Origin of the sequence: Haloarcula sp. Atlit-47R (assembly GCF_003665985.1) — an archaeon.
Taxonomy (GTDB): Archaea; Halobacteriota; Halobacteria; order Halobacteriales; family Haloarculaceae; genus Haloarcula; species Haloarcula taiwanensis.
On sequence record NZ_QPLQ01000001.1, the window covers coordinates 693,885 to 716,163 of the forward strand.

General features: G+C 64.1%; 24 protein-coding genes. 10 read left to right on the top strand and 14 right to left on the bottom strand.

What is annotated here, in order from left to right; all coding sequences use genetic code 11:
* Positions 1–6 precede the first annotated feature (6 nt).
* The gene (locus DVK00_RS03560) at positions 7–2,352 is read right to left on the bottom strand and encodes a PAS domain S-box protein (RefSeq protein ID WP_121577286.1); all 2,346 of its coding nucleotides are present in this window, start codon (positions 2,350–2,352) and stop codon (positions 7–9) included.
* A gap of 195 nt (positions 2,353–2,547) precedes the next feature.
* Here DVK00_RS03560 and DVK00_RS03565 point away from each other — a divergent pair, with 195 nt between their 5' ends.
* Positions 2,548–3,078 carry a hypothetical protein gene (locus tag DVK00_RS03565; protein ID WP_101350899.1) on the top strand — a complete coding sequence of 177 codons (531 nt, stop codon included), beginning with the start codon at positions 2,548–2,550 and terminating at the stop codon, positions 3,076–3,078.
* 33 nt (positions 3,079–3,111) lie between these two features.
* Here the strand turns inward: DVK00_RS03565 and DVK00_RS03570 are convergent, their stop codons facing one another.
* Together DVK00_RS03570 and DVK00_RS03575 are read right to left on the bottom strand one after the other, a co-directional pair.
* Positions 3,112–4,167, bottom strand: coding sequence for a DUF4350 domain-containing protein (locus DVK00_RS03570; RefSeq protein ID WP_101350900.1), 1,056 nt, complete (start codon positions 4,165–4,167; stop codon positions 3,112–3,114).
* Positions 4,160–5,119, bottom strand: coding sequence for a S49 family peptidase (locus tag DVK00_RS03575; RefSeq protein WP_198560188.1), 960 nt, complete (start codon positions 5,117–5,119; stop codon positions 4,160–4,162). The genes DVK00_RS03570 and DVK00_RS03575 overlap by 8 nt, the downstream gene beginning before the upstream one ends.
* 467 nt (positions 5,120–5,586) lie before the next feature.
* Here DVK00_RS03575 and DVK00_RS03580 point away from each other — a divergent pair, with 467 nt between their 5' ends.
* Entirely contained in the window at positions 5,587–5,913 is a 327-nt protein-coding gene (locus tag DVK00_RS03580) for a cupin domain-containing protein (RefSeq protein WP_121511453.1), read from the top strand.
* Positions 5,914–5,981: 68 nt separating this feature from the next.
* On the opposite strand, the gene DVK00_RS03585 is transcribed toward DVK00_RS03580, so the two are convergent.
* On the bottom strand, positions 5,982–7,001 hold the full coding sequence (locus DVK00_RS03585) for a transcription initiation factor IIB family protein (protein ID WP_101350903.1): 1,020 nt from the start codon (positions 6,999–7,001) through the stop codon (positions 5,982–5,984).
* A 230-nt stretch (positions 7,002–7,231) separates the two neighbouring features.
* A complete protein-coding gene (locus tag DVK00_RS03590) occupies positions 7,232–8,017 on the bottom strand; it encodes a helix-turn-helix domain-containing protein (RefSeq protein WP_101350904.1) in 786 nt (261 codons plus the stop codon).
* 95 nt (positions 8,018–8,112) lie between these two features.
* Between DVK00_RS03590 and DVK00_RS03595 the strand changes: the two genes are divergently transcribed.
* The gene (locus tag DVK00_RS03595) at positions 8,113–8,514 is read left to right on the top strand and encodes a hypothetical protein (RefSeq protein WP_101350905.1); all 402 of its coding nucleotides are present in this window, start codon (positions 8,113–8,115) and stop codon (positions 8,512–8,514) included.
* A gap of 15 nt (positions 8,515–8,529) precedes the next feature.
* Here DVK00_RS03595 and DVK00_RS03600 read toward each other — a convergent pair whose 3' ends face one another.
* Both DVK00_RS03600 and DVK00_RS03605 read right to left on the bottom strand, forming a co-directional pair.
* A complete protein-coding gene (locus DVK00_RS03600) occupies positions 8,530–9,309 on the bottom strand; it encodes a hypothetical protein (RefSeq protein WP_121577287.1) in 780 nt (259 codons plus the stop codon).
* Positions 9,310–9,378: 69 nt separating this feature from the next.
* Entirely contained in the window at positions 9,379–10,341 is a 963-nt protein-coding gene (locus tag DVK00_RS03605) for a C-terminal binding protein (protein WP_121577288.1), read from the bottom strand.
* Between the two features lie 164 nt (positions 10,342–10,505).
* Here DVK00_RS03605 and DVK00_RS03610 point away from each other — a divergent pair, with 164 nt between their 5' ends.
* On the top strand, positions 10,506–10,778 hold the full coding sequence (locus DVK00_RS03610; RefSeq protein ID WP_053967310.1) for a ubiquitin-like small modifier protein 1: 273 nt from the start codon (positions 10,506–10,508) through the stop codon (positions 10,776–10,778).
* Between the two features lie 24 nt (positions 10,779–10,802).
* Here DVK00_RS03610 and DVK00_RS03615 read toward each other — a convergent pair whose 3' ends face one another.
* The gene (locus DVK00_RS03615) at positions 10,803–11,204 is read right to left on the bottom strand and encodes a MoaD/ThiS family protein (protein WP_101350908.1); all 402 of its coding nucleotides are present in this window, start codon (positions 11,202–11,204) and stop codon (positions 10,803–10,805) included.
* Between the two features lie 91 nt (positions 11,205–11,295).
* On the opposite strand from DVK00_RS03615, the gene DVK00_RS03620 reads away from it, so the two are divergent.
* The 3 genes from DVK00_RS03620 to DVK00_RS03630 all read left to right on the top strand — a co-directional run bounded on the left by DVK00_RS03620 (position 11,296) and on the right by DVK00_RS03630 (position 12,406).
* Positions 11,296–11,664 (top strand): hypothetical protein, encoded by a 369-nt coding sequence (locus DVK00_RS03620; RefSeq protein WP_101350909.1) that lies wholly within the window; start codon positions 11,296–11,298, stop codon positions 11,662–11,664.
* A gap of 108 nt (positions 11,665–11,772) precedes the next feature.
* Positions 11,773–12,027, top strand: coding sequence for a hypothetical protein (locus tag DVK00_RS03625; RefSeq protein WP_004591078.1), 255 nt, complete (start codon positions 11,773–11,775; stop codon positions 12,025–12,027).
* Between the two features lie 10 nt (positions 12,028–12,037).
* Entirely contained in the window at positions 12,038–12,406 is a 369-nt protein-coding gene (locus DVK00_RS03630; RefSeq protein ID WP_101350910.1) for a hypothetical protein, read from the top strand.
* Here DVK00_RS03630 and DVK00_RS03635 read toward each other — a convergent pair.
* Both DVK00_RS03635 and DVK00_RS03640 read right to left on the bottom strand, forming a co-directional pair.
* Positions 12,390–12,755 (bottom strand): hypothetical protein, encoded by a 366-nt coding sequence (locus DVK00_RS03635; protein ID WP_101350911.1) that lies wholly within the window; start codon positions 12,753–12,755, stop codon positions 12,390–12,392. The two genes, DVK00_RS03630 and DVK00_RS03635, sit on opposite strands and share 17 nt — an antisense overlap.
* Before the next feature lie 36 nt (positions 12,756–12,791).
* Positions 12,792–14,738 carry an aldehyde ferredoxin oxidoreductase family protein gene (locus DVK00_RS03640; protein ID WP_101350912.1) on the bottom strand — a complete coding sequence of 649 codons (1,947 nt, stop codon included), beginning with the start codon at positions 14,736–14,738 and terminating at the stop codon, positions 12,792–12,794.
* Between the two features lie 257 nt (positions 14,739–14,995).
* Here DVK00_RS03640 and DVK00_RS03645 point away from each other — a divergent pair, with 257 nt between their 5' ends.
* Entirely contained in the window at positions 14,996–15,586 is a 591-nt protein-coding gene (locus DVK00_RS03645) for a 50S ribosomal protein L15e (RefSeq protein WP_121577289.1), read from the top strand.
* A gap of 191 nt (positions 15,587–15,777) precedes the next feature.
* Here DVK00_RS03645 and DVK00_RS03650 read toward each other — a convergent pair whose 3' ends face one another.
* The 4 genes from DVK00_RS03650 to DVK00_RS03665 form a co-directional block, all read right to left on the bottom strand.
* The gene (locus DVK00_RS03650) at positions 15,778–16,809 is read right to left on the bottom strand and encodes a Brp/Blh family beta-carotene 15,15'-dioxygenase (RefSeq protein ID WP_121577290.1); all 1,032 of its coding nucleotides are present in this window, start codon (positions 16,807–16,809) and stop codon (positions 15,778–15,780) included.
* Positions 16,800–17,525 (bottom strand): lycopene cyclase domain-containing protein, encoded by a 726-nt coding sequence (locus tag DVK00_RS03655; protein WP_101350915.1) that lies wholly within the window; start codon positions 17,523–17,525, stop codon positions 16,800–16,802. The genes DVK00_RS03650 and DVK00_RS03655 overlap by 10 nt, the downstream gene beginning before the upstream one ends.
* Before the next feature lie 48 nt (positions 17,526–17,573).
* Positions 17,574–18,545, bottom strand: coding sequence for a phytoene/squalene synthase family protein (locus tag DVK00_RS03660; RefSeq protein WP_101350916.1), 972 nt, complete (start codon positions 18,543–18,545; stop codon positions 17,574–17,576).
* A gap of 256 nt (positions 18,546–18,801) precedes the next feature.
* Positions 18,802–20,382, bottom strand: a complete 1,581-nt coding sequence (locus DVK00_RS03665) for a bacterio-opsin activator domain-containing protein (RefSeq protein ID WP_121535415.1) — start codon at positions 20,380–20,382, stop codon at positions 18,802–18,804.
* A gap of 129 nt (positions 20,383–20,511) precedes the next feature.
* On the opposite strand from DVK00_RS03665, the gene DVK00_RS03670 reads away from it, so the two are divergent.
* Together DVK00_RS03670 and DVK00_RS03675 are read left to right on the top strand one after the other, a co-directional pair.
* Positions 20,512–20,796, top strand: coding sequence for a hypothetical protein (locus DVK00_RS03670; protein WP_101350918.1), 285 nt, complete (start codon positions 20,512–20,514; stop codon positions 20,794–20,796).
* 66 nt (positions 20,797–20,862) lie between these two features.
* Positions 20,863–22,233: a ribonuclease R family protein gene (locus DVK00_RS03675; protein ID WP_121577291.1), complete on the top strand. Its 1,371-nt coding sequence runs from the start codon at positions 20,863–20,865 to the stop codon at positions 22,231–22,233.
* Positions 22,234–22,279: the final 46 nt, after the last annotated feature.

The window sequence follows — 22,279 nt, forward strand, 5'->3', positions numbered from 1 at the left end:
CGGCCGCTATTCGAACTCGACGCCGGTAATCTCGAATCGTGCCCCGCCGTCGGCGCTTTCCGACACGTCGACCGACCAGCCGTGGGCCTCAGCGATGCGGTCGACAATCGCCAGTCCGAACCCGGTGCCGTCGTCGTCGGTCGAGTATCCCGCCTCGAACAGTGTCCCACGCTCGGCTCCTGGGACGCCGGGGCCATCGTCTGCGACGTAGAAACCGTCTTCGGCGGTTCCGATAGTTATTGTCACGCACTTGCCGTTAGCTGTGTCCTCTGGCTTCGTCTGGCTGCTGGTAGCGCCGTGGTCCACATCCGTCTGGTCCTGTGACCGTGGCTCGACCGACCCGTGTTCCGCACTGTCATCGACTCCCGTCGAACAGCTCGTGGAACCGTGTTCCACACTGTTCCGGAGCAGGTTTTCGAGCAGTTGCAGCAGGCGCGGCCGGTCGGCGGTAATCGTCACGTCCCGCCCGACAGTGTCGGCGAAGCCGAGGGTCCCGTCCCCGGCGTCCTGAGAGACCATCTCCCAGGCATCCGCAACCGCGTCACGGAGCGAAACCGGCTCGGGCTCCTTGATGTCTCGCCCCTGGCGAGCCAGAAGCAACACGTCATCGATAATGCGCTCCATCCGGTCGAGCGCAGTCTCGATCCCCGCCAGATGGCTCTCATCACCGGTTGTTCGGGTGAGCTTCAATCGTCCCTGTGCGGCGCTCAGAGGACTGCGAAGGTCGTGGCTGACGACGCTGGCAAACTCGGCGAGCCGGTCGCGCTCACGCTGTAGCTCCCGTTCTTGCTCGCGAATGTCGGTAATATCGCTTGCGATGCCGAACACGGCGACCGGGGTATCGGGGTCGGACCGCTCCCCCGTGTCGTATATCGGGACCTTTGTCGAGAGATACTGCTGTGCCTCGCCGTCGATAACGATACGCTCCTCAACCTCCAGCGGTTCGCCAGTGTGTAGGACGGCACGGTCGTTTGTCCACGCCGTTTCGGCTGTTTCTTCCGGGAACAACTCGAAGTCGGTGCGGCCGACGATTTCCGCGTCAGTGAGCCCAGTCATCTCCCGATAGCCGTGGTTGACGAAGATGTACTGCCCGTCGTCGTCTTTCATGAACATCGGGGTCGTGGTGTTTTCCAGAATCGCTTCGAGCCGTCGCTCTGCTCTCCGCAGGTCACGCTCACGTTCTCTCTGCTCGGTGATGTCGTGGTGGACGCCGACCATCAGTGTCCTGTCGTCGTCTGATAGGGGCTGTCCCCGAACGGACCCCCATCGGACGTTCCCGTCCACGTCGATTACCCGGAACTCTCCGTCGTAGATGCTGTCCGTTTCGACTGCTCGCTCTATCTGCTCGCGGACTTCATGGGAGTCCTCGGGGTGAATCAGGTCGAACACGGCCGACAGCGTCCCGTCGAACCCACCGGGCTCGAAGCCCAAGAGCCGTTCGAGCGTGTCGCTCAACACAACCTTGTCTGTCTCGTAGTTCCATTCCCAGACTCCCGTTTCGCTGGCCTTTAGGGCCAGCTGGAGTCGGCGTTCGGTTTCCTGTAGGTCCCGCTTCTGGTCGCGCTTGTCGGTGATATCGGTCAGCGTACAGACCACGCTTTCGACAGCCCCGTCCTCGTCGAACAGCGGCGCACCGTTCACGGAGAGCACCTTCTCCGTGCCGTCCGGCCAGTGAATCGTGTGCCGAGCGTCGGCCAGGGGCTGGCCGGTTTCAAGCACCTGTCGAAACGGGAGCTCCGCGTCCGGTATCGGGTTCCCGTCGAGGTCCCGGATATCCCACTTCGGGTCGTTGTAGGCCCGGTCTTTCACCGCCGACTGCGACAGTCCGAGAACGTCGACGGCGCGCTGATTGGCGAACACGAACTGGCCGTCGCGGTCGAGTTGCACGACACACGACGGGACGGTCTTGAGTATCTGTTCGAGTCGGTGTCGCCGGCGCTTGGCCTCGGTTGCCGACTGTTTCGCCGCCACCACGTTCTGGACCCGATTAGCCAGCAATGTGTACTGGTCTGTGCCCCCTTCCTTCTGCATGTAATCGGTGACACCGGCCGAGATAGCGTCGCTCGCGACTTCCTCGCTTCCCTTTCCAGTAAACAGGATGAGCGGGAGGTCGGGGTACTCCTTGCGGACGGCTTCGAGGAACTCGATACCGTCGCGTCCGGGCATGTCGTAGTCCGACACGATACAATCAACCGGTGACTCCGCAAGCCGCTCCAGCGCGTCTTCCGCGTTCGGCGCCGTCTCGACGCGGAACCGGTCGTTCTCACGCTCAAGAAACGCAGCAGCCGTTGCCGCGAAATCCGGCTCGTCGTCGACGTACAACAGCCGAACCGTGTCACTTGGTGATAGCATCAGAACAAGAGGCTTGCTGACACCTGAGAGGGCAGGCCACTTAGTGTGTTTGGCTATTTGTCACATACGTGGCGTGGTGACAGTCCTGCGAACTGTCTGCTCGTCTCCTGCTTCGCAGATGGACGCGGCCGGACACGGCCGAACAGCCCCGCTGACCGACGAACACTTTTGCGCACGCCGACCCATGTGCAGACGATGCGTCGCATCTACGACTCGGGGGCACTCCACCGCGACGACGAGGAGCCACAGGCACCTACCGAGCGCGGAGGGCGGCCACAGGCCGCACGCAGTATCAACGGCCGGGCCTGGAGCGACCTGCTGCTCCCGACGTGGCTCCGCTATCGTGCAGTGTCGGTCGATATCGAGGTCCCACAGGCGTCGTATCCGGCGGGAACGAAGGTGCCGTTCGTCGTGACGATTCGGAACGGGCTTCCGGTGCCGATAACGCTCCCGACGGACTCGCCGCGGCCGTGGACGTGGTACGTCGATGGAGTGCCCGAGGCGTCCCACGTCGATAGCGTGCCCAGCGAGGCCGGCAGCCTCCGGTTTGACCGCGGCGAGCGAAAGCAGTTCAGGCGACAGTGGGACCGGATGTTCCGGGTGAGCGACGACGAGTGGGAACCCGCGCCAGCCGGAGAGTACACCATTAGCGCCGGACTGAGCGTTGCCAACGCCGGCGAGCATGGCTTGTACAGCGAGACGACGATCAGCATCACCAATCAGTGAAGGCGCGGGCGATCGCGTTCCGAGCAGCCCGAATCAGGACCCACTTGGGGTGGGTGCGGGCGTCGGAGTCGGGCTGGGGGTCGACTCCGCTGGTGTTCCGGCCGGGGTGGAAGTGTCACCACCAGCCCCGAATCCGGGATCCGTGCTCGCGGCACCGCCGGGATCGGGTGCTTCACCGTCAAGCAGGAAGGAAAGCAGGTTTCCGATGAACACCTCGTTGTCGGCGTCGTATATTTCAGAACTGCGTATGAACGTCGAGTCAGTGACGAACACCATGTTGTCGTTGCGGACGACTGTCGCGTACGTTCCGGTACGCCGCGTCTCCAGCGTTCGGGTGCCATCGGCAGCGGTGAACTTCGTCTCGGCATCGCCGTTTACCACCGCGTAGCCGGCGGTGTCGAAGGTGATCGTCTCGACACCGTCGGTCAGTTCGCCGTCACCACTCGGTGACGCGTAGATGGCCTTGAAATTGTTGTCGTTGGCCGCGTCGTCGACGTTGTAGAGCTGTTCGGACCCCATCCGAACGCCGTAGCGCTCGGTGGCGTTGTTGGCTCCGAACGACACCGTCGTCGTCGACTGGGTGAAGCCAGTTGAGAGCCGCGTCTGCGTCGGTTCAGCCAAGACAACGACACGCCCGCCGTCGTCCGTGTACTCCTGGAGCGCATCGCGCTCTTCTTCGGAGTAGCTTCCAAGCGGCTGGACGATGAGCACACCGTCATACTGGCCCAGCGAATCGGCGAACGAAGCAGTGCCGGCGGTGCCGTACTCAACGGTGTGGCCCGCTTCGAACACGGCCTCGATAATCGGCTCGAGTTCGGATTCAGACACCTGATTGCCGTGGCTCGTGTCGACGAGTATTCGCTGCCCACGTGCCTCAGCGTCGACCGATATCTGTCCCTCTTCTGGGTCGACAGGCGCATTGACAGCGTCGGGCTGGTACTGTGACGGGGACTGACCGTCGATGGACTGGCCGTCGGGCGGCCCCGATGACCCCGGGTTGACGACTGCGAGGAGGAACGTCCCACCCAGTATCGCCACGAGAACGACGATAAACACGGCGAGCGGCTTGACGATACGGCCCTCAGTCATTGCGGATCACCGTTGCGTTGTTGTCGTCGGCAGGGATTCCCCAGACGGCGTAGTACTTCACCGGTTCCCGGAACGTCGTCTCGCTGTCGTCGGGGTGGACGAGATAGGTCACGTTGTTTGCGCCCTGGACGGTTTCAGCGCCGGCAGGGACGATGATGACGTTGAATTCGGCACCACCACTGCCCTGATACACCACGTCGTACCCGTCGCCCTCGATATCATCCGAGAGCGCGGCGGCCCGCTCGATTGCTAGCTCAGTGTCGCCGATGCGGTCGGCGAAGCCGTTCTGCGTCGCCTGGGCTCCGAGGTACGTGTTCCCGTTGGCGACTTCCTCGCGGGAGAGCGTCAGTTGCTCGCCCCGGTGGCGCATGACCGTCCCGACGAAGGACCGCTGGAGGACCTCGATGTCCTCACGGAGCCCGTCCTTGCTTATCTGAGCCTTATCCGGCCCCGAGCGGACGAACGTCTCGCCCTGCTGTTCGACCTGCTCGATGAGGCTCAGCGGGGCCTGAACGATGACGCCGATGCTACCGACGTTCGAACTCGGTTTGACGACGATCTCGTCGGCCGGGACGATACCGTAGTAGCCGCCCGAAGCGGCCGTGCCTTCGACATAGGCGACAACGGGCATCTCGCTGGCGGTCCTGTTCACCGCGAGGTAGAACTCCTCGCTCGAATCGACCGGACCGCCGGGGCTGTCGACCCGGAGGACGACCGCCTCGATTGACTCGTTGGTCCGTGCCTCGCGGAGGTCTTGCTTGACGGCGTTGACGTTCGCGTCGGTTGTGCCGCCGCGAAGAGTGATGACGGCGACGCTCGGGTCGTCGTCACCACCGCTTGGCACGCCGTTCCAGATGACCGGCGCGAATATCGCGGCGATGACGAGGGCGAGCGTGACCGCGATTACGTACGACGCCGTCATCGCCGAGAACAGTTGTTCTCTCCTAAACATCCATACATCCCGTTCGGACTGCGGAAGTAATAAACCCCGGTCGGGGAATCGCGCCGCAGTCCGGCATCCAGACTGGCTGAGACGCCAGCAACCAACGGGTATCGGTTCCGGGCCGTGGCACCGGTGAGACCCGAGCACTGGCCGACACTTGACGGGAGAGGTGAGATGCTTGGTTGTCCCGTGAAGGTGTTTGAACAGCCAGAAAGCCCCCGATACGTTCCGGTCCCGCGGCTCGCTGTCGGTCGAAAGACGCTCTGCGTCTTTCGTGATGTCGAGAGAGCTTCGGTCTCTTGAACCACGCTCCTCGGTCGTGTCACCTTCTGCGGTGGTTATGTCGTCGGGATTCCCGGAGCGCATCGGCTGGCTACACGGCTACGAGGCGTTTCTGGTTGTTCACTCACGCAATCACACGGCGACAGATTTCCCAGCAGCCGAACGGCTAAGGCGACGCCGGCCCACGTGCCGGTATGTCACTCGACAGATTGGCAGCGTTCGATACCGAACCAGCAGCAGACGAAGTCATCGACGGAGAGCTAGCGGTGACCGACGACGTGCTGGTGAAAGCGTTCGCGCTGGGGCCGGACGCGACCATCGACCCGCATAAACACGGTGACGCGACGAACGTGTTCCACGTGGTCCGTGGCGAGGTGACGGTCCAGCAGGACGACTCCGAGGAGACAATCGCCGCGCCGGGCGTCGTGCTGAACGAGCGTGGGCAAGCCCACGGGGCGCACAACCACACTGACGACATCGTCGTCCTGACGGCGAGCCTCTGTCCGCTCCCGGGTCAATAGACTATCTAGACAGGGGAACAGCAGAAAGGGTTCGGAAAGGGACGGGACTAAGAAGCAGCGCGCCGTGGTTAGGCACTCGCGCCGGGTTCGGCGCTGCCGGCCGCGTCGACAGCGCTGTCGTCGAGCTCTGCTTCGGCTTCCAGCAGTTCGCGGTAGCGCTCGCGGATGGTGACGGTGCTGATGTCGGTGGCCTCGCTGACCGTCTCCTGTGTCATCTCCTCGCCGAGCAGCAGGCCGGCGGCGTAGATGGCCGCGGCGGCGAGGCCGACGGGGCTCTTGCCGCTGTGGACGTTCGCTTCCTTCCCCGCTTCGATGAGGGCGCGGGCCTGGCGTTCGAGGGCGTCATCGGCGTTAAGTTCGGAGACGAACTTGCTGAGGTAGGTTGCTGGGTCCGGCGGGCCGACCTGCAGGGAGAGTTCGCGGTTGAGATAGCGGTACGCGCGGGTGAACTCCATCTCGTCGACGCGGCTGACGACGGCCATGTCGTCGAGCGTCTGTGGGAGGTTCGCCTGCCTGACCGCGGCGTACAGCGCGGCGGTCGCCATCCCTTCGATAGAGCGGCCGGGCAGCATGCCCTCGTCGAGGGCGCGCCGATAGATGACGCTGGCCGTCTCGCGGGCGCTCTCGGGGACGCCAAGCGCGCTACCCATCCGGTCGATTTCGCCCAGCGCCTGCTTGAGGTTGCGCTCGGCGTGGTCGCGGGTGCGGAACCGCTCGTCCCAGGTGCGCAGGCGCTGCATCTTCTCGCGCTGGCGCGTCGACAGGGAGTTGCCGTAGGCGTCCTTGTCCTGCCAGCCGATGTTGGTCGAGAGGCCCCTGTCGTGTTTCATCTCAGTCGTCGGCGCGCCGACCCGGCGCTTGTTGTCGCGTTCCTGACTGTCGAAGGCGCGCCACTCCGGCCCGTGGTCAATCTCGTCCTCGTCGACGACGAGTCCACACGACTCGCAGACGGTCTCGCCGCGACTGTCGTCGGTGACGAGGCTCCCGCCACAGTCCGGGCAGGCGTGGCCGGTAGTCGCCTCGGACTCGGCCTGTTCGTCCACACTCTCGCCGCGTTCGTCGGGGGAATAGATGCTGCGTGTCGTCATGGTGTGTCTCTGCGAGCGCGTGGGACGCCCGCGGTCGTACCCAATTATAGGGGTGCATCCCCCATGACGACTCGCTTGGCATATGCCGAACTCAGGAGAAGTGATAGCTAGCTGTGACGGTCGCGTGCCACAGCGCACGACACCCCATCCGCTGTCATCCCGTGCTGACCTGCGACACGGCAGGTCTCAGGTAGTGCAGTTCGTCCCGATTCCAGATGCGATATCGCCGTTTAGACACCCGAGCGGCCGATACGAAGGCGTCCACCCTCGGCGACATCTTCGTCGGCCTGAACCGGCCCCATCGACCGCGTGACGAACGACCGGACGATCCACGCCTCGGCCCGCTGGAGGCGGTACTGGAGCGTCGACCGCGACACGTCGAGCGTCTCGGCGAGGTCGGTAAGCGACGTGTCTCGGGGTGTCCGGTAGTAGCCGTGTTCGACAGCGGCCTCGACGGCGGCCTGTTGCTCAGGCGGCAGCTCCGCCAGCGTCACGGCCTCATCAACCCAGTACGAGGGCGAACTGAGCTGGCGGAACTCGACGGTCAGTCCCTCCCGGAGTTCGGCTTTCATCTCCTCAAACAGGCCGTCGACACCGGCGTCGCTACACAGGAGCAGCCGCCACTCACACCGACTCCCGCGGCGTTCAGTCTCGACGAGAACGCCACGACCGACGTGGTCGATAGCCAGCCGCGGAATCGAGTGACAGTCACCGGCTTCTGACCGGTAGCTGTACACCGTCCGGACGCCGGGGTCCGAGCCGATGACCTCGTACGTCCAGTCGGTCTCGCAGTTGCGGGTTCCGATGCATTCGGTACACTGGACGGGGTCGTCGTACACGTCGTCCAGTTGTTCGAGCGCAGTCTCCGGACCGGCAACGCGTTCGAGCCGCCACATCCCGTCCCGCGTGACGTTGCACGCGATCGTCCGGGAGTGCATCTCCGGATGGTCGATGAACACGTCCATCACAGGGTCGACGTTCCGCTCGTAGTCGATAGTGAAAATGAACTCTCGCATATACCTCCCGTTGCGTGCCGAGCCGTTTATACGCACTGTCTCGTTCGGCGTATGCCAAACCAGCCGTCATTATCGAAGCAGGCTTTGCACAGAGTATGTCGTGTCCTCTCTCTCCGTCTACTGGCGAGTCGCCCGGTGGGCCAGTTCCCGGCAACACGTCGGGTGACTCTTCGTCGCGTGTTCGTGGATATGAGCTGCCGACGCACAACTGGCGGCACACCCTCATCTACGGGGTAGTGTTCTGGGCGGTCGTGGCCGCTGCGTGGCTCGCTGTCCCGACTGGTCACCCGTTCCAGTTGGGCGTCACACTTTCCGGACTGTTTGCGGCCCCGCTGTTACCGGTCGCGCTCTTGTGTGATTACCGTCAGGCCCGGGAATTCGGGACCTGTGAGCCCGGGCTTCGCGCGTATCTCTCGAATCTCGCTCGGGATATCAAAACGGCAGGGACCGGTCAGAGCGCCCTCGGGGACGAGCGTCGGGAATTCCTCAGCTGCTGAGGCCTGTCGCGCCGCTCACGTGCTCGCGTTCGACTGCTGGGCCCGCGCGTCAGCAAGCCAGTCCGGGTCCGGAACGTCAGTCGACCCGACGCCGGTGACCTCGTAGCGCCACTCAACGGCGACCGTTTCGCCGTCGTCAGTTTCGCCGGTCAGCGTCCACGCTGTCTGGCGCGCCAGCCCGTCTCCGTCGACCAGTATCACGACGGTGAAGTCGGTCACAGTCACGTTCCCACCGGACCCGAACGCGCCGGCACCGATCTGTCGCCAGGTCGAGAGGTCAGAGTACTCGTAGCGGTCCACCGTGACGCCATCGAACGTTTCCGTCCCAACCAGCCGGGCGTCGTCGACTGACTCGGAGCTGAGCCTCCCGCGGTCGATGGCGGACTGGAACGCCGTGTCGTCTTGGGGCCTGACCTGATAGAACGCCTCGCCGCCGGTCTCGTACCGGGTGTATGCCGAGCCGTCGGCGACGAAGGTCTCGAAATCGGTTCTGGCGTCCGGCCCGGACATCGTGAATGTCTCCAGCGAGCGGTTCGCCCGCAGGTCCACCCGGTAGTCGTTCGTCATCGTGGCCGTCTCGCCGCCCTCGGTCGTCGAGTACGACCACGTCGCGGTGAAACTGCCCGCGTCTCGGAGGAGGCGGTCCGTCGCTTCGACCGAGAGGTCGTCCCGGTCTGCCGGTGCGGCCCCACCGTCGTCTGCGTCGGTCCCGTCGCCCGCCGCCGGACCGCCGCCGAGACAGCCGGCAAGGACGATTAGCGACACCACCAGCACAGTAAGTAGTCTTGTTGTCATGTCTGGTGGAAGGCTGTCACAGGAGATAAGCTAGTACGGTTGCTACGACGCGGGGACTGGCGGCCGCCGCTACAGCCAGTCGGTCTCCGGGTCGATGCGGTCCGGCGGCGTCTCGCCGGCCAGCGCGGCCCCGACGTTCGCGGCGACGGCGTCGTTCAGGTCGTCGCGGGCCTCCTCGGAGTACCACGCCGCGTGGGGCGTGACGATGCAGTTGTCCAGGCCGACAAGCGGGTGGTCCGCCGCCGGCGGTTCCTCGGCCAGCACGTCGAGGGCGGCGGCCGCAATCGTTCCGTCGTCCAGTGCCGTCCGGAGCGCCGCTTCGTCGACGAGGCCGCCGCGACCGGTGTTGACCAGGATGGCCGTATCGCGCATCGCCGCGAGCGCGTCGGCGTCTATCATCCCCGCCGTCTCCTCGGTCAGCGGCGCGTGGAGGGAGACGTAGTCGGCTCGCTCGTACAGTTCCTCCAGCGTGACCTTCTCGACGTCGGCCGCGGCCATCTCGGCGTCGTCGACGTAGGGGTCGTACGCGACGACGTCGAGGTCGAAGCCCCGCAGTTGGTCGCGCACCCGCCGTGCGATGGGACCGAAGGAGACGAGACCCAACGTCTGGCCCCGGACACGATGTACCGGCCGGGTTCGCTCCCAGCCCCACCCGCCGTCGCGAACGTCGCGGTCGTACGCCGTGAGCGTCCGAACGCAATCCAGCAGCAGCGTCACCGTGTGGGTGGCGACCTCATCGGTACAGTACTCGGGGACGTTCGTGACGGTCACGCCGTTGTCTGCCGCCGCGGACACGTCGATGTTGTCGATACCGACGCCCGCTCGCGCGACGACCTTGAGGTCGTCCAGTGCGTCGAGTACCGCGGCAGTGACCGGCGTGTTCACGTCCACGACGAGTCCCGCTGCCCCGGCGGCGGCGTCCCGGAGCGAGTCCTCGTCGCCGGTCTCCGCCGCGACGACGTCGGCGTCGAGGTCCGCCCGCAGTCGGTCGACATCTATCATCGGGTCATCGCTTGCGACCACACGTTCCATATGCGGAGTCATGGACTGGGACGCTAAAACGGGTCGAAGTCGTTCCCATCGAATAGGAATTCGAGGTCCATGATCGATTGAATACAACGAGTAAATCCGTTGCTCGTTCGAAGCACGCGGTCCGAGCGCTGTGATTTAAGCCACTCGACCGCCAACCCAGCGGTATGCAAATCGAGCTGCGGTTTTTCGCCAACTTCCGGGAAGCCGTCGGACAGAAAACGGTTCACCGCGAGTACGAAAGCGACCTGCAGGCCGGCGACGTGCTCCGGCAGCTCTCCGAGGAGTTCACAGAGATGGACCTGTTCGAGGACGGCGAACTCCGGGAGTACCTGACAATCCTCCTGAACGGAACGGACATCACGCATCTCGACGGACTAGAGACCGCACTGGAAGACGGGGACGAACTCAGTGTGTTTCCGCCAGTCGCCGGGGGCTAGGTCCTGCTGCAGTCGGGTCCCGAATCAACAACAGAAGATGAACGGGAACATCAATCCGACGCGGTCGCCGGCTTCTAATTCTGTGTCCAGTCCGTCGAGATGTTCGTTGAACTCACCGTTGACCGCCACTCGCGCGTAGCATCTGGTCTGCTCGCCTTCGGGGTTTTTCGCCCAGTCGCCCGGCAGGTCCGCCATCTCCGGGGCCCAGCCCTCGGTGGTGGCGTCGGCTTCGGTTTCCGCAATGAGCATCTCGCTCACGTCGTACTCCCGGAAGAACGCGTCAAGGAAGTCACGTAGCGTGTTCCCTTCGAATGTGTATGATAGCGACGGTTCACCGACGACCCGACGAACGTGGCCGGTACACCTGACCTCAACGGTGGTCAGATCCGGGTCCGACATCTCCCGTTCCAGTGTCTCACTGCTCATACGTGCGCTACACCCCGCTCCTACAAATCAGTGAAGTCGAACATGTTCGCCCATCGATGGGGTTTATTTGCGGCGAACTCTGTGTGGCAATATGGACGATATCGAACTGGGGATTCCGTCCGGGATTGTTGAGTCGCTGCCGCCGGACAGCGAGGACACGAAACGCGATATGGAACAGGCTGTCGGTGGCTGGGAGCGGGAACTCAACGCCGCGCTCAACTCCGAAGAGCCGGCTAGTGCCGTCGTCGACCACATCGAACAGTTCGAGAGTCGGTGGGAGGCCTACGACGAGTACGTCGTCGAACTCCGGGCCTGGGGCCAATCGCCTATCTACGCGATGGCCTGGCGCGACCTCCACGCCGCCGTCATCGCCCAGATCTACGACCACGAGAACTTAGACGAACGCATCAACCGCGAGCGCAACGCCCGCATCGTCGACGACGGTATCCGTCCGGGGTAGGCCGTATCCACCCGAGAGCGGTGGCCCCCAGCCGAGATAGCGCGGGTGTGTCACAACAGCACAGGGACGCCGATAGGTTTAGACGACCGCACCCGTAACGACCACACGATGGAGCGTGAACGGAGTTTTCGCGGCATCTCGGTTCGAGCCGCTATCGGGTATCTGGAGAACCTCGGCGGCGAGCAACGCGGCGAAGCGACCGTCGAAGGCGACGGCTGGGCGGCGACACTCTCGGAGGAGAAAGTCGCTATCGGCCCGAGCCTGCAGCTCAATGAGGTGACGATCGAGTTCGATGGCGAGCCGGAGACACTGGAGCCGCTCATCGAGAAGTTCGCACAGAAAGCGATGCGAGCGGGCGGCTGACCGGGCAGCGATGGCTGACTCGTCGTACCCAATCGAGGGGCAGATCGTCCTGCTGGCTGGCACGCGTGCGAGCATTCCACTCGACCAGCTCCCCGACCTGTTGGAACGGGTCCAGACGTATCTCCGGGAGCACCGCGCGACCTATGACAGGGAGTACGAACGCATCAGCGGCCCCAGAGAAGCCGATTACGTCTGCGCCGAGTCGGGCCACTGGGACAGTATCGGCACAGAGCTCGGACTGGGCGACCGCGAACAGGACGCGGTTCGGCGGGCCCACACCGCCCAGTTCGAGCGCGACGGCCGGCGACTGGACAGAAGCGAGGAGTTCGAGACGACGCTTGAAATCAGGGACGTGCTGGCAGTTACTGCCGAACCGTAATCGTCTCCAAGACCCGCTGGGAGAAATCCGTCTCCGAGAGGTCGCCGTTTTCGAGGTCGTCGATCCACTCGCTGTCGACCGCCCACTCGCCGAGTTCGGTGTCGTCGAGGTCTGTCACGGTCGCCTCGATGTCGACCCCGGACCAGTCGTCAGCGTGGAGGTCCCGGAAGACGTTGATGACCCGGCCAATCTCCCGATGTGGAATGACGGCCGCCTCGTCGGCCGAAATCGACTCGTAGGTGAGCCGATACGTGTCGCCCTCGTCGGCGAACTCGGTGACGTAAACGCCGTGGCTGGTCAGTCGAGACTCTACCTGGAATTCGAAGTCGTCGATATCTTCCTTGCGCATTCGGGGACTGAAATGTGTTCGGGAGCCGGTACCGCCTCAGTCGTCGCTCGGTGCCGCTGCGCCGCCGGAACTGACGCCGGTTCCGGGACCGATGTCGATTCCCAGTTCGTCAAGTTTCTCGTCGGGAACGACACCGTTCTCCCAGTCACGCACCTCGTAGTACTCGTCTTTCATCTTCGAGAGCTCCGCGAGCTCGCCTTCGGAACCGCCCTGTGCCGGCATCGCGTGCTCGTCGCCTTCGACGAACCGGTTTGGCAGGTCGTCGTCGGAGCCGTCGAAGCCCGCGAGGTTGTTGTAGTACCGTTCGAGGTTGTAGATGCGCTCTCCGGCCTCCATCAGTTCCTCCTCGCTCACGTCCAGTCCGGTCATGCCGTTGTACTGCAGAACGTACTCCTCGATGCCCTCCGCGAAGGCGTTGAACTTGCAGATGTCGAAGGAGTCGCTGATGGCGTGGAGGTCCTGGAAGGTGGCACACAGCTCGCCCTTGCCCTCCCACTCTCGCGGGTCGACCTTCTCCGGGATGCCTAGAATCTCCGCCGCCGGCGTGTACCCGCGCAGGTGACACGCGCCACGGTTCGAGGTCGCGTACCCGATTGCCATCCCCTTCATGCAGCGCGGGTCGTAGGCGGCCATCGTCTGGCCCTTGACCGCGAGGGAGTTGGTGTGGGCGTCGAACTCCTCGGCGAGGTGGTCCGGCCCCTCGGCGAGGTGGTCCGCGAGTTCCGTCTCGCGGTGGGCGATCATGTCAATCATGTCGATCATCGTGTCAGCGTCGCCCCAATCAATCCCGTCGCCGAGGTCGTCGAACTTGCCTTCCTCGGTCATCTCCATCGCCATCGCCATGGTGTTGCCCACGTCGATGGTGTCGACTCCCACGTCGTTACACCGTTCGAGCATCACCGCAATCTTGTCGCGCTCGACGTGGCCGGAGTTGGGTCCGAGCGCCCACGCGGACTCGTACTCGTAGGATTCGGTGCGGACGTTCATCTCCTCGCCCTTGTGCATCGCCTGCACCTCGACTTCCTTCTTGCAGGCGACGGGACAGGAGTGACAGGTCGGCTCGTCGACAAGGATGTTCTCCCGGACGTTCTCGCCAGAGACGTTCTCCGAGTCGATGATGCGCTCGCCGTCGCCCTCGGCGTCCGAGTACGACCGCGTCGATGAGTATTTCGCGTTTTTCGTCGGGAGGCCGTCCATCTCCTCGGTGAGATTCATCAGGACGTTCGTTCCGTACATCGACAGGCCGCCCTCGTTGGGCGCGGTCACGTCGGATTCCTGAATGACCTGCATCGCCTGCTTGTGGCCCTCCTGGAACGTCTCCTGATCTTTCGGCTTGGGCATCCGGGTGCTAGACTTGACGACGACGGCTTTGAGCTTCTTGTTGCCCATCACACAGCCGGTGCCACCGCGGCCCGACGCGCGGTCGTCTTCGTTGACGATACAGGCGTATTTGACTTCATTCTCGCCGCCTTGACCGATTGCCATCACAGAGAGGTTCTTGCCCAGCGAGCCGCCCTCGATTTCGCCTTCGAGGTCGTCGATAGTATCGTGGATGCCCTGGCCCCAGAGGTGTGAGGCGTCGCGCAGTTCCACCTCGCCGTCTTCGACGAGCGCGTACACCGGTTCGTCGGCCTGCCCTTCGAACAGCAGTCCGTCGAATCCCGACCACTTCAGCCGCGCGCCTGACCAGCCGCCATGGTGGGAATCAGTGACGGTCCCCGTCAGCGGCGACTTCGTACAGATGGCGATACGACCGCTCATCGTCACCTGTGTCCCCGTCAGCGGCCCGTTCATGAACGCCAGCAGGTTGTCCGGCCCCAGCGGGTCCACATCTGGCCCCTGGTCGAAGACGTATTTCACGCCGAGCCCTCGCGCACCGATATACTTTTTCGCGTCTTCCTCGTCAATACCTTCGTAGGCTACGTCCCCGTCCCCAAGGTCGATTCGCGCCACGTGGTCCTGAAAGCCACCAAGGTCTGTCATGGTAATACATGACTCTCTGGCTGGGAACAACTTAACGATTTGTGTTGCTAACTCACAGATATCCGACGCTTTCAGCGATCGCGTCCCTGCGTGACCAGCTCACATCCGTTGGTCAGGTCCGAACCGTTTAAGAGTCCGAACGGCAAACTCCGGAGTAACTCGCTGGACGACGGGCACCAGCGGGCACCTGCGTGTGCAGGTCGGGATGTGAGTCGCGAAACGCGACTTGAACCACGCAACGCCCGTGGTGAATACACATGGCACGAAGCGCATATTCGTACATTCGAGACGCCTGGAAGAACCCAGGTGACGGACAGCTCGCGGAACTACAGTGGCAGCGCCAGCAGGAGTGGCGCGACGAAGGGGCCGTCGAACGCATCGAGCGCCCGACCCGCCTCGACAAGGCTCGCTCGCAGGGCTACAAGGCGAAACAGGGCGTTATCGTCGCTCGCGTCTCCGTCCGGAAGGGTAGTGCACGCAAACAGCGACACAAGGCCGGCCGTCGCTCCAAGCGCCAGGGTGTCACGCGCATCACCCGCCGGAAGGACATCCAGCGCGTCGCCGAGGAACGCGCCTCCCGCACCTTCCCGAACCTGCGCGTGCTCAACAGCTACTCCGTCGGCCAGGACGGCCGACAGAAGTGGCACGAAGTCATCCTCATCGACCCGAACCACCCGGCCATCCAGAACGACGACGACCTGTCGTGGATCTGTGCCGACGACCAGGCCGACCGCGTCTTCCGCGGTCTGACCGGTGCCGGCCGCCGCAACCGCGGTCTCAGTGGTAAGGGCAAAGGGAGCGAGAAGACCCGCCCGTCGCTACGCAGCAACCGCGGCAAGGGCAAGTAACCCACCTTTTTCCGCATCGGGTGCGCGAAGCGCACCACTCGGCGCAAAACCGTGGGCGAAAAAGGCCGAACGCTCGCTCCACTCGCGTTCGGTGAACCGCGCTTGCTTCGCTCGCGCGGATGCCCCTCCGTGATTTTCGACTTCAATTCTTCCAGACATCCGGCCCTAGCGCCATCTATAGAGGTAGCCGACTACACCCAGACGCCCTGTTCGCGGTCCATGATACTGACAACGACGACGTGGGGCAACGTGACGACCGCGATGAACACCAGATACAGCGCGACCCACTCCGGGACGGACCCCGGCGGGTTCGGGACCAGGAAGTACAGCCCGCCGAGCAGGGCGAGCGAGGCGACGGTCAGGGGTGCGGCGTCGCGGGCGAACCGCGCCAGCGCGGCTGTCGGGTCGCGGTTTTCGAGCGCGGCAGTGGCGTCGTCGTCGACCAGCAGCAGGCGGGCGACGTGGCGCAGCGAGTGCCACAGACAGAAGTACACGCCGATGGCGAGCACCGGCGGAACGAGGGCGAAGTACGCGAGCAGGCCCAGCGTCTCACCGGCGTCAAGCAGCCACGGCTGGCGGGCGTCGGCGCGAGCGAACCCGACAGCCAGCGTCGCCACGACGAGCGCGCCGTAGGCGAGGGCGAGCCCGGTTCGCACGTCGGTCCGGAACGCCCAAGCGATGGCGGCCGCGGCGTCGGGCGCGAACAGCGACACCAGGTCCGTGGCGACGCGGCGATACCACTCGGGGAACGCGAGCAGCGGGACCAGCATCGGCAGGCCGCCCCGGACGAGGACGGCCCCGACTCGCTGGGGGAGCGACCGGAGGTGGTCGGCGTCGGCCAGCGCGACCAGCGCGTACAGGTCGCCCTGGCCCCAGTGAAACCACGTCACCGCGATGAACAGGACAAAGGCCGCGGCGGGTGCGAGGAACCAGACGAGGGCGTAGGCACCGCCGACGACGCCGTAGAGCGCGAACACGCGGGCGATAGCCCGCCAGTCCGGGCGCTCGCCGCGGGTGCGTGCGACCGCGAGGTGGTCGACCGCGCCGTGGGGAAGGCCGAGCAGGACGGCACTGACGACCAGCGGAACATACTGGAGCGCGGGCGGTATCGAGACTCCGGCGAGGAACGGCGCGACGACGGCAAGGCTGGCAATCCAGCCGGGAATCAGGGCGATCCGGTAGCGAACAGACGGCTCGACGGCGTTTCGGTAGGTCACTTCCATCTGTCGATGAGCCAGACGTAGAGCACGACCCCTTGCACGACGAACAGCGACGTCAGGAAGAAAAACACCGCCTCCTCAATCGGCAGGTCAAGCAGGGGAATCGCGTACCCGGTTGTGTACTGTTTCGAGATGGTCCAGATCCCGAGTCGGATGGCAATGCTGTCGATACCACAGAGGTAGGCTGCCGGTACCAGTGTCCCACCGGCCACCGTCCGCCACTCACCGGCGAGGAAGTGCCACCCGAACAACCACTGGATGGCGAGAATCGGCCCGCTCCAGACCAGTAGAGAGCCGAGATACAGCCCCGAGTCGGAGCGCAGAAGCGCGAGGCCGGACAGAACGACGACAAGCGCAGCGGCGAACCCGACAAGCCGCGTCCGTACCGGCGTGGCCAGCGAGCGAGCCGTGTCCACCCGAAACCGGGCTACCCACAGCCCCACCATCGCGGTCTGCAGAACGAAAAAGAGGTACTCGCCGAGGGGAATCGACCAGAACCGCACCAGTACGGCGCCGTCGCCGTACCACCAGACGCCGCGTCGGATGAGCTCGCCGTCCCACGGCGTCGTGTAGACGAGCGCCAAGCCTGTGAGGATAGCCGTTGCTGTGAGTACGTCCCGGCGGCTGCCGAGGCGGTAGGTGGCCGTCAGCACCAGTGCGGCCACGACCGGGACCACGAACAGAGCGTGGAACTGGAGATACGTGGGCGTGGGCAACATTAGTTCAGGTGCGACACTGGGTCAGCGACGACGCCCGACGCGCGGGTGTCATCCACGCCACGTAGGCTGCCCGTGGCTGTGAGCGTCTGTCGGCGTCTCGCCGGGGCCGCGCTCGGAAACCGCGCTCACGGTGTAAAACGTCGCTTCGGGGTCACCGTTGCGCCGCCAGTGCCACCACGTGCGGGCGAGGAGCCAGAGCCGGCGGCGGCGGGTGAGATCCGGCGTCTCCGTCAGCACGTCGTAACCGCGGTCGCGAATGAGCCGGTGGTGGTCAGCGTACAGGACTGCGGCCAGCAACACGCCGAACTGGCAGTCTTCCGGCAGGTACCGAATACCGGCGACGCCCTCGCGATACAGTTCGTCGGTCCGGGCCAGCTCCTCCTGCATCACGGCGCGGAAGGCGTCGTCGACTTCGGCGTCGGCCAGTTGCTCTTCGGTGACGCCGTGGCGGTCAAGCGTCTCCTGTGGGAGGTACACCCGCCCGTAGTCGTGGATGTCCTCGCGGACATCCCGCAGGAAGTTCGAGAGCTGAAACGCCTCTGCCAGCGCCGTTGCGTGGGGCAACGCCTCTTCCTTCTGTGGCGGATCCATCACCTCTGTCATCATGTGCCCGACCGCGACGGCAGAGCCACGCATGTACTCGCGGAGATCCTCGAACGTCTCGTAGCGGGCCTGTGCGATGTCCATCTCCATCGCATCAATGAAGACATTGATCGTCTCCTCGGAGATGTCGTGACGCTCGGCGAGGTCCTGAAACGCCGCCATAACCGCCTCGTGGTCTGTTTCAGCCGGGTCAATGTTCCCGAGCGCGGCCTCGCGAATTACCTCCAGTTGCTCGTGCTGGACGGTCGGTGGCGGGCCGTCCGGCTGGTCGACGACCTCGTCCGCGACCCGGAAGAACGCGTACATGACGTACGTCGGGTGGCGGATGCGTTCCGGAAGTAGACGCGTCGCGAGGTGGAACGTCCGTCCGGTTTCCTGCTGTATCGATTTGCTCGTTTGAATGTTATCGGAGTGCATTGAAAGCTATCGGGAAGTCATTCGGCGGACGATTCGTCGCGCGCTTGTCTGGAGGCTGTACGTACTGGTCCGGTCGACCCGTGGTTGCACCGCTATCACGGGGTCGTGTGTCCTGTCCGTTCGCTGACGACAGAGAGGACACTGGTTCGATATCACTACATGTATATACGGTTGTTATCCGTATAAGTAGACTACCAAACTGCTTCGGGAACCACGTCAGGAGTCCGCTGTCGAGAGAGGGGTTCAAAAGCACGGGTTACCAGTTTTCGAACACTTCTTCCAGTAACTTTCGCTCACCAGCACGGAGGTGCTGGTGAAACGTCGATGGGCAGATGTCCATCGACTCGGCCAGTTGCTCGCCAGACACGTCTCGCGGCCAGTCGAAGAAGCCGCCCAGGAACCCTTTCCGGAGCGCCGTTAGCTGGCGATTGGTCAGTCGGTCCTCGACGTTTGCGATGAACGCCTGCCGGGAGACCGGTGGTTCATCCCGTTCCCGCACGGAAAGTAGTTCTGTCTCCGGATACCGGCTGCGGACCTGCTCGACCACGCTCCGAGTTTCCATCGATGCCGGGAGCGCGACAGTGACCGTCGCCTGCCCGGGTTCGACCAAGATGTCGCCCGTCTGGGCCCCGCGGTCGGCGACAACGGAGACGACCGGCGGGTCCGAGACAGTGAACTCGAACAGTGCCGATGAGTCGGCCGTCGAAACGTGCGAGACACCCGAGACGTGTGGGTGGTCAGCGGCGACGGCGCAGACCGCAGAGGGGTCGTCGGTCTCGACGAGGAAGAACATCACCGTCTCCTCGCCGTCGGGAACGCTCCCGCCGTACTCCATCGAGCAGCCGAGTTCGCTCGCCACGTCGATGTAGAAGACCTCCGGGTCGGTGACCTGCAGTTCGAGTTCGGTAACGTTGTCGGCGGTCAGCAGTCGGCTGGTCTCGCGGGCGTCGATAGCCGCAGCAGTCGCCCGGCCGATGGTCCCCAGTACGGCCTGCTCTCGGGGGTCGAACACGTCGTCGCTGTCGGCGTAGACAGTGAGGACGCCGTACAGCGACTCGCCGGAAACGAGCGGGACTGCCGCGACCGATGCCACATCGGAGTCGGCGAGCCGGCTGTGTTGCTCGTCGATGTCGCCGGTCACCACCTGCATCTCCTCGGTTCGGGCCGCCTCCGCAACCGGGTCGTCGGCGTCCAGCGGGATGGACAGCGTTGTCGGGTGGTCGGCGGAGAGCGCCGTCGACGACAGCGTCTCATCGCGCAGGTCGAGTTCGGACACCCAGGCGAACTGGTAGGAGTCGACTTCGGCCAGCCGGTCACAGACGGTCTGCTGGATCGCCTCGCGCGAATCAACGGTCAGTACGTCGCCCATCACCGCTTTCAACAGCCCGTCGACCCGGTCGACGAGCTGTTTGAGGTTCTGTCGTTCGGCTTTGAGCTCCTCGCTCCGTCGCTCGGCCGCCAGTTCGGCGAGCTTCCGCTGGGTGATGTCGATGTGTGCGACGACGGCGCTCCCGGCTTCGTCGTCGGGTAACGGTGCGACCCGCATCAGAAACCACTGTTTCTCTTCCGGAGAATGACACGGGTACTCCATCGTGAACAGGTCCTGCTCACCGTCGATAACCGATTCGATGCCGCCGACTGCCTGTCCGGCGTATTCGTCCGCGTCGACATCAGTTGTCGTGAAGTAGTTCGTCCCCTCCATCTCCCCGTCCTCGTCGCCCGCGAACTCCCGCCAGGCGCGGTTGGTGAACAGGATCGTTCCCTCGTCGTCGAGGACAGCGATATTGATGGGTAGCGTGTCCAACGTCGAGTGAGCGAGTGTCTCTGGTGGCTTCATTCAGTGTCCCTGGCTCGGAATAGCCGATACCCTGTGTAATAGCGGCTGGTGAATAAACGTGTGGCCCGAAAACGGGGGACTGTTGCCTGTGCGAAAACCTCTAAACGCTATCGCCCGAAACCCGTAGGTATGTTCGGGTCCCGGAATTCCCGGGGAGAGTCAGTCACCTGCATCGCGTGTGGGGAGTCCATCTTACGATCCGAGGCCCGCGAGTACGACAAACACGGCGACCGGTGGGACCGCCGGGACAAGACGTTCGAACACCTCTGTAAAGCCTGTTTTGCCGAGCTGTGCCAGCAACCACGGGATGGCCTCGAAACGACGCTTGATGCCGCCGGAGCGGGCGAGGCCGATCAAGAGACGTTCCTGAAACGGTTCCGGGAACTCTCCGAGGGCGACGCTCGCAGGGAATGAGACGGGGGAGTTGCGGTCTAGTCCCACCCCGACAGCCCTAACTACGCCCTGTTCGTACCGGGTGACATGACTACAGAGGACGCGCAGGCGGCCGCCGGGACCGCCGAAGGGCAAGGCCCCGTCGAAATCGACCCGGAGATGGCCCGACACTTAGAAAACAAGCGCGAAGAACTGTTCGAGAAGTTCGGCATCCCCGACGAGTTTCCGCCCGAGGTACTTGAGGAGGCCAAAGAGCGAACGCAGGACGTGCAGGCCGAAATCGAGGACGAGGTCGACGAGCGCCGGGACCTCCGAAAGATGACGACCTGGACGACAGACCCCATTGACGCCCAGGACTTCGACGACGCCATCTCCATCGAGGAGCGCGAGGACGAAATCGTCCTCTGGGTCCACATCGCCGACGTGACTCACTACGTCAACCCCGACACGAAGATGTGGGAGCAGGCCGTCGAGCGCGGGAACACCGTCTACCTCCCGGCCTATACCGTCCACATGCTGCCGCCCGTCCTCGCCGAGACCGTCTGTTCGCTGGTCCCCAACGAGGACCGCCTGGCTCACACCGTCGAGATGCACCTCGACAAGGAGAACCTCGGCTACGAGGAGATAAACATCTACAAGTCCGTCATCCGCTCGGACGCTCGCCTGACCTACACCGAGGCCGAGCGCCTGCTGGACGAGCCCGAGACCGCAGACGACGTGCTGGAGGACAAGAGCGTCGACCTCGCGGAGAAAACCGAGCGCGTCTGGGAACTGGCCGACCGGATGCACGAACAGCGCAAAGAGGAAGGGTCGCTTGTCCTCAACCCCGCCCGCGACCGCGCCCACACTATCATCGAGGAGTGCATGCTGAAGGCCAACAAGGCTGTCACCCACGAACTGATGTGGAACCGCGGCGTCGAGGCGATGTATCGGGTCCATCCCCAGCCCAGTCCCGACGAGTGGGACGAGGCACTGGTCGAGATACAGGAACTCGACGGCGTCTCCATCCCCGGCGACGCTTGGGACGACCCACGGAAGGCCGTCAACGCCACGCTCGAACAGGCTCCCGGTCGCCAGCTCGATAAGATCCAATGGGCCGTGATGAAGGTGATGCCCCGGGCGAAGTACATGAACGACCCCTTCGGCGGCCACCACGCCCTGAACTTCGAGATTTACGGCCACTTCACCTCGCCGATTCGGCGCCTCTCGGACCTCATCAACCACTGGATCGTCTACACCAACGACGTGCCCGAGGACCTCGTCGCGCTGTGTGACCGCGCCAGCGACCGCCAGAAGGACGCCGAACAGTGCGAGCGCGAGTACAAGAACTTTCTACAGGAGGTCGGTCTCGATCCGTCTGCTGTCAACAACCGCGGTATCGAAGTGGTCGAGAATCCCGACGCGGGTGACGAAGGCGATGCCGACGCGGATGCCGCCGACGCAGCCGTCGAAGAGTAACGCCGGCAGCGCCGTCAGCCGCCCCCGACAACGGGAAGACCTTTTC

Excerpts from the sequence above, each read along its gene's own strand:
- DVK00_RS03640 (WP_101350912.1), bottom strand. The coding sequence starts at position 14,738 with ATGACAGACCTTGGTGGCTTTCAGGACCACGTGGCGCGAATCGACCTT.
- DVK00_RS03560 (WP_121577286.1), bottom strand. The coding sequence starts at position 2,352 with ATGCTATCACCAAGTGACACGGTTCGGCTGTTGTACGTCGACGACGAG.
- DVK00_RS03615 (WP_101350908.1), bottom strand. The coding sequence starts at position 11,204 with ATGAGCAGTGAGACACTGGAACGGGAGATGTCGGACCCGGATCTGACC.
- DVK00_RS03650 (WP_121577290.1), bottom strand. The coding sequence starts at position 16,809 with ATGGAAGTGACCTACCGAAACGCCGTCGAGCCGTCTGTTCGCTACCGG.
- DVK00_RS03595 (WP_101350905.1), top strand. The coding sequence starts at position 8,113 with ATGTCGTGTCCTCTCTCTCCGTCTACTGGCGAGTCGCCCGGTGGGCCA.
- DVK00_RS03585 (WP_101350903.1), bottom strand. The coding sequence starts at position 7,001 with ATGACGACACGCAGCATCTATTCCCCCGACGAACGCGGCGAGAGTGTG.
- DVK00_RS03570 (WP_101350900.1), bottom strand. The coding sequence starts at position 4,167 with ATGACTGAGGGCCGTATCGTCAAGCCGCTCGCCGTGTTTATCGTCGTT.
- DVK00_RS03630 (WP_101350910.1), top strand. The coding sequence starts at position 12,038 with ATGGCTGACTCGTCGTACCCAATCGAGGGGCAGATCGTCCTGCTGGCT.
- DVK00_RS03660 (WP_101350916.1), bottom strand. The coding sequence starts at position 18,545 with ATGCACTCCGATAACATTCAAACGAGCAAATCGATACAGCAGGAAACC.
- DVK00_RS03620 (WP_101350909.1), top strand. The coding sequence starts at position 11,296 with ATGGACGATATCGAACTGGGGATTCCGTCCGGGATTGTTGAGTCGCTG.
- DVK00_RS03565 (WP_101350899.1), top strand. The coding sequence starts at position 2,548 with ATGCGTCGCATCTACGACTCGGGGGCACTCCACCGCGACGACGAGGAG.
- DVK00_RS03590 (WP_101350904.1), bottom strand. The coding sequence starts at position 8,017 with ATGCGAGAGTTCATTTTCACTATCGACTACGAGCGGAACGTCGACCCT.
- DVK00_RS03645 (WP_121577289.1), top strand. The coding sequence starts at position 14,996 with ATGGCACGAAGCGCATATTCGTACATTCGAGACGCCTGGAAGAACCCA.
- DVK00_RS03670 (WP_101350918.1), top strand. The coding sequence starts at position 20,512 with ATGTTCGGGTCCCGGAATTCCCGGGGAGAGTCAGTCACCTGCATCGCG.
- DVK00_RS03610 (WP_053967310.1), top strand. The coding sequence starts at position 10,506 with ATGCAAATCGAGCTGCGGTTTTTCGCCAACTTCCGGGAAGCCGTCGGA.
- DVK00_RS03605 (WP_121577288.1), bottom strand. The coding sequence starts at position 10,341 with ATGGAACGTGTGGTCGCAAGCGATGACCCGATGATAGATGTCGACCGA.
- DVK00_RS03580 (WP_121511453.1), top strand. The coding sequence starts at position 5,587 with ATGTCACTCGACAGATTGGCAGCGTTCGATACCGAACCAGCAGCAGAC.
- DVK00_RS03655 (WP_101350915.1), bottom strand. The coding sequence starts at position 17,525 with ATGTTGCCCACGCCCACGTATCTCCAGTTCCACGCTCTGTTCGTGGTC.
- DVK00_RS03600 (WP_121577287.1), bottom strand. The coding sequence starts at position 9,309 with ATGACAACAAGACTACTTACTGTGCTGGTGGTGTCGCTAATCGTCCTT.
- DVK00_RS03665 (WP_121535415.1), bottom strand. The coding sequence starts at position 20,382 with ATGAAGCCACCAGAGACACTCGCTCACTCGACGTTGGACACGCTACCC.
- DVK00_RS03635 (WP_101350911.1), bottom strand. The coding sequence starts at position 12,755 with ATGCGCAAGGAAGATATCGACGACTTCGAATTCCAGGTAGAGTCTCGA.
- DVK00_RS03675 (WP_121577291.1), top strand. The coding sequence starts at position 20,863 with ATGACTACAGAGGACGCGCAGGCGGCCGCCGGGACCGCCGAAGGGCAA.
- DVK00_RS03625 (WP_004591078.1), top strand. The coding sequence starts at position 11,773 with ATGGAGCGTGAACGGAGTTTTCGCGGCATCTCGGTTCGAGCCGCTATC.
- DVK00_RS03575 (WP_198560188.1), bottom strand. The coding sequence starts at position 5,119 with ATGTTTAGGAGAGAACAACTGTTCTCGGCGATGACGGCGTCGTACGTA.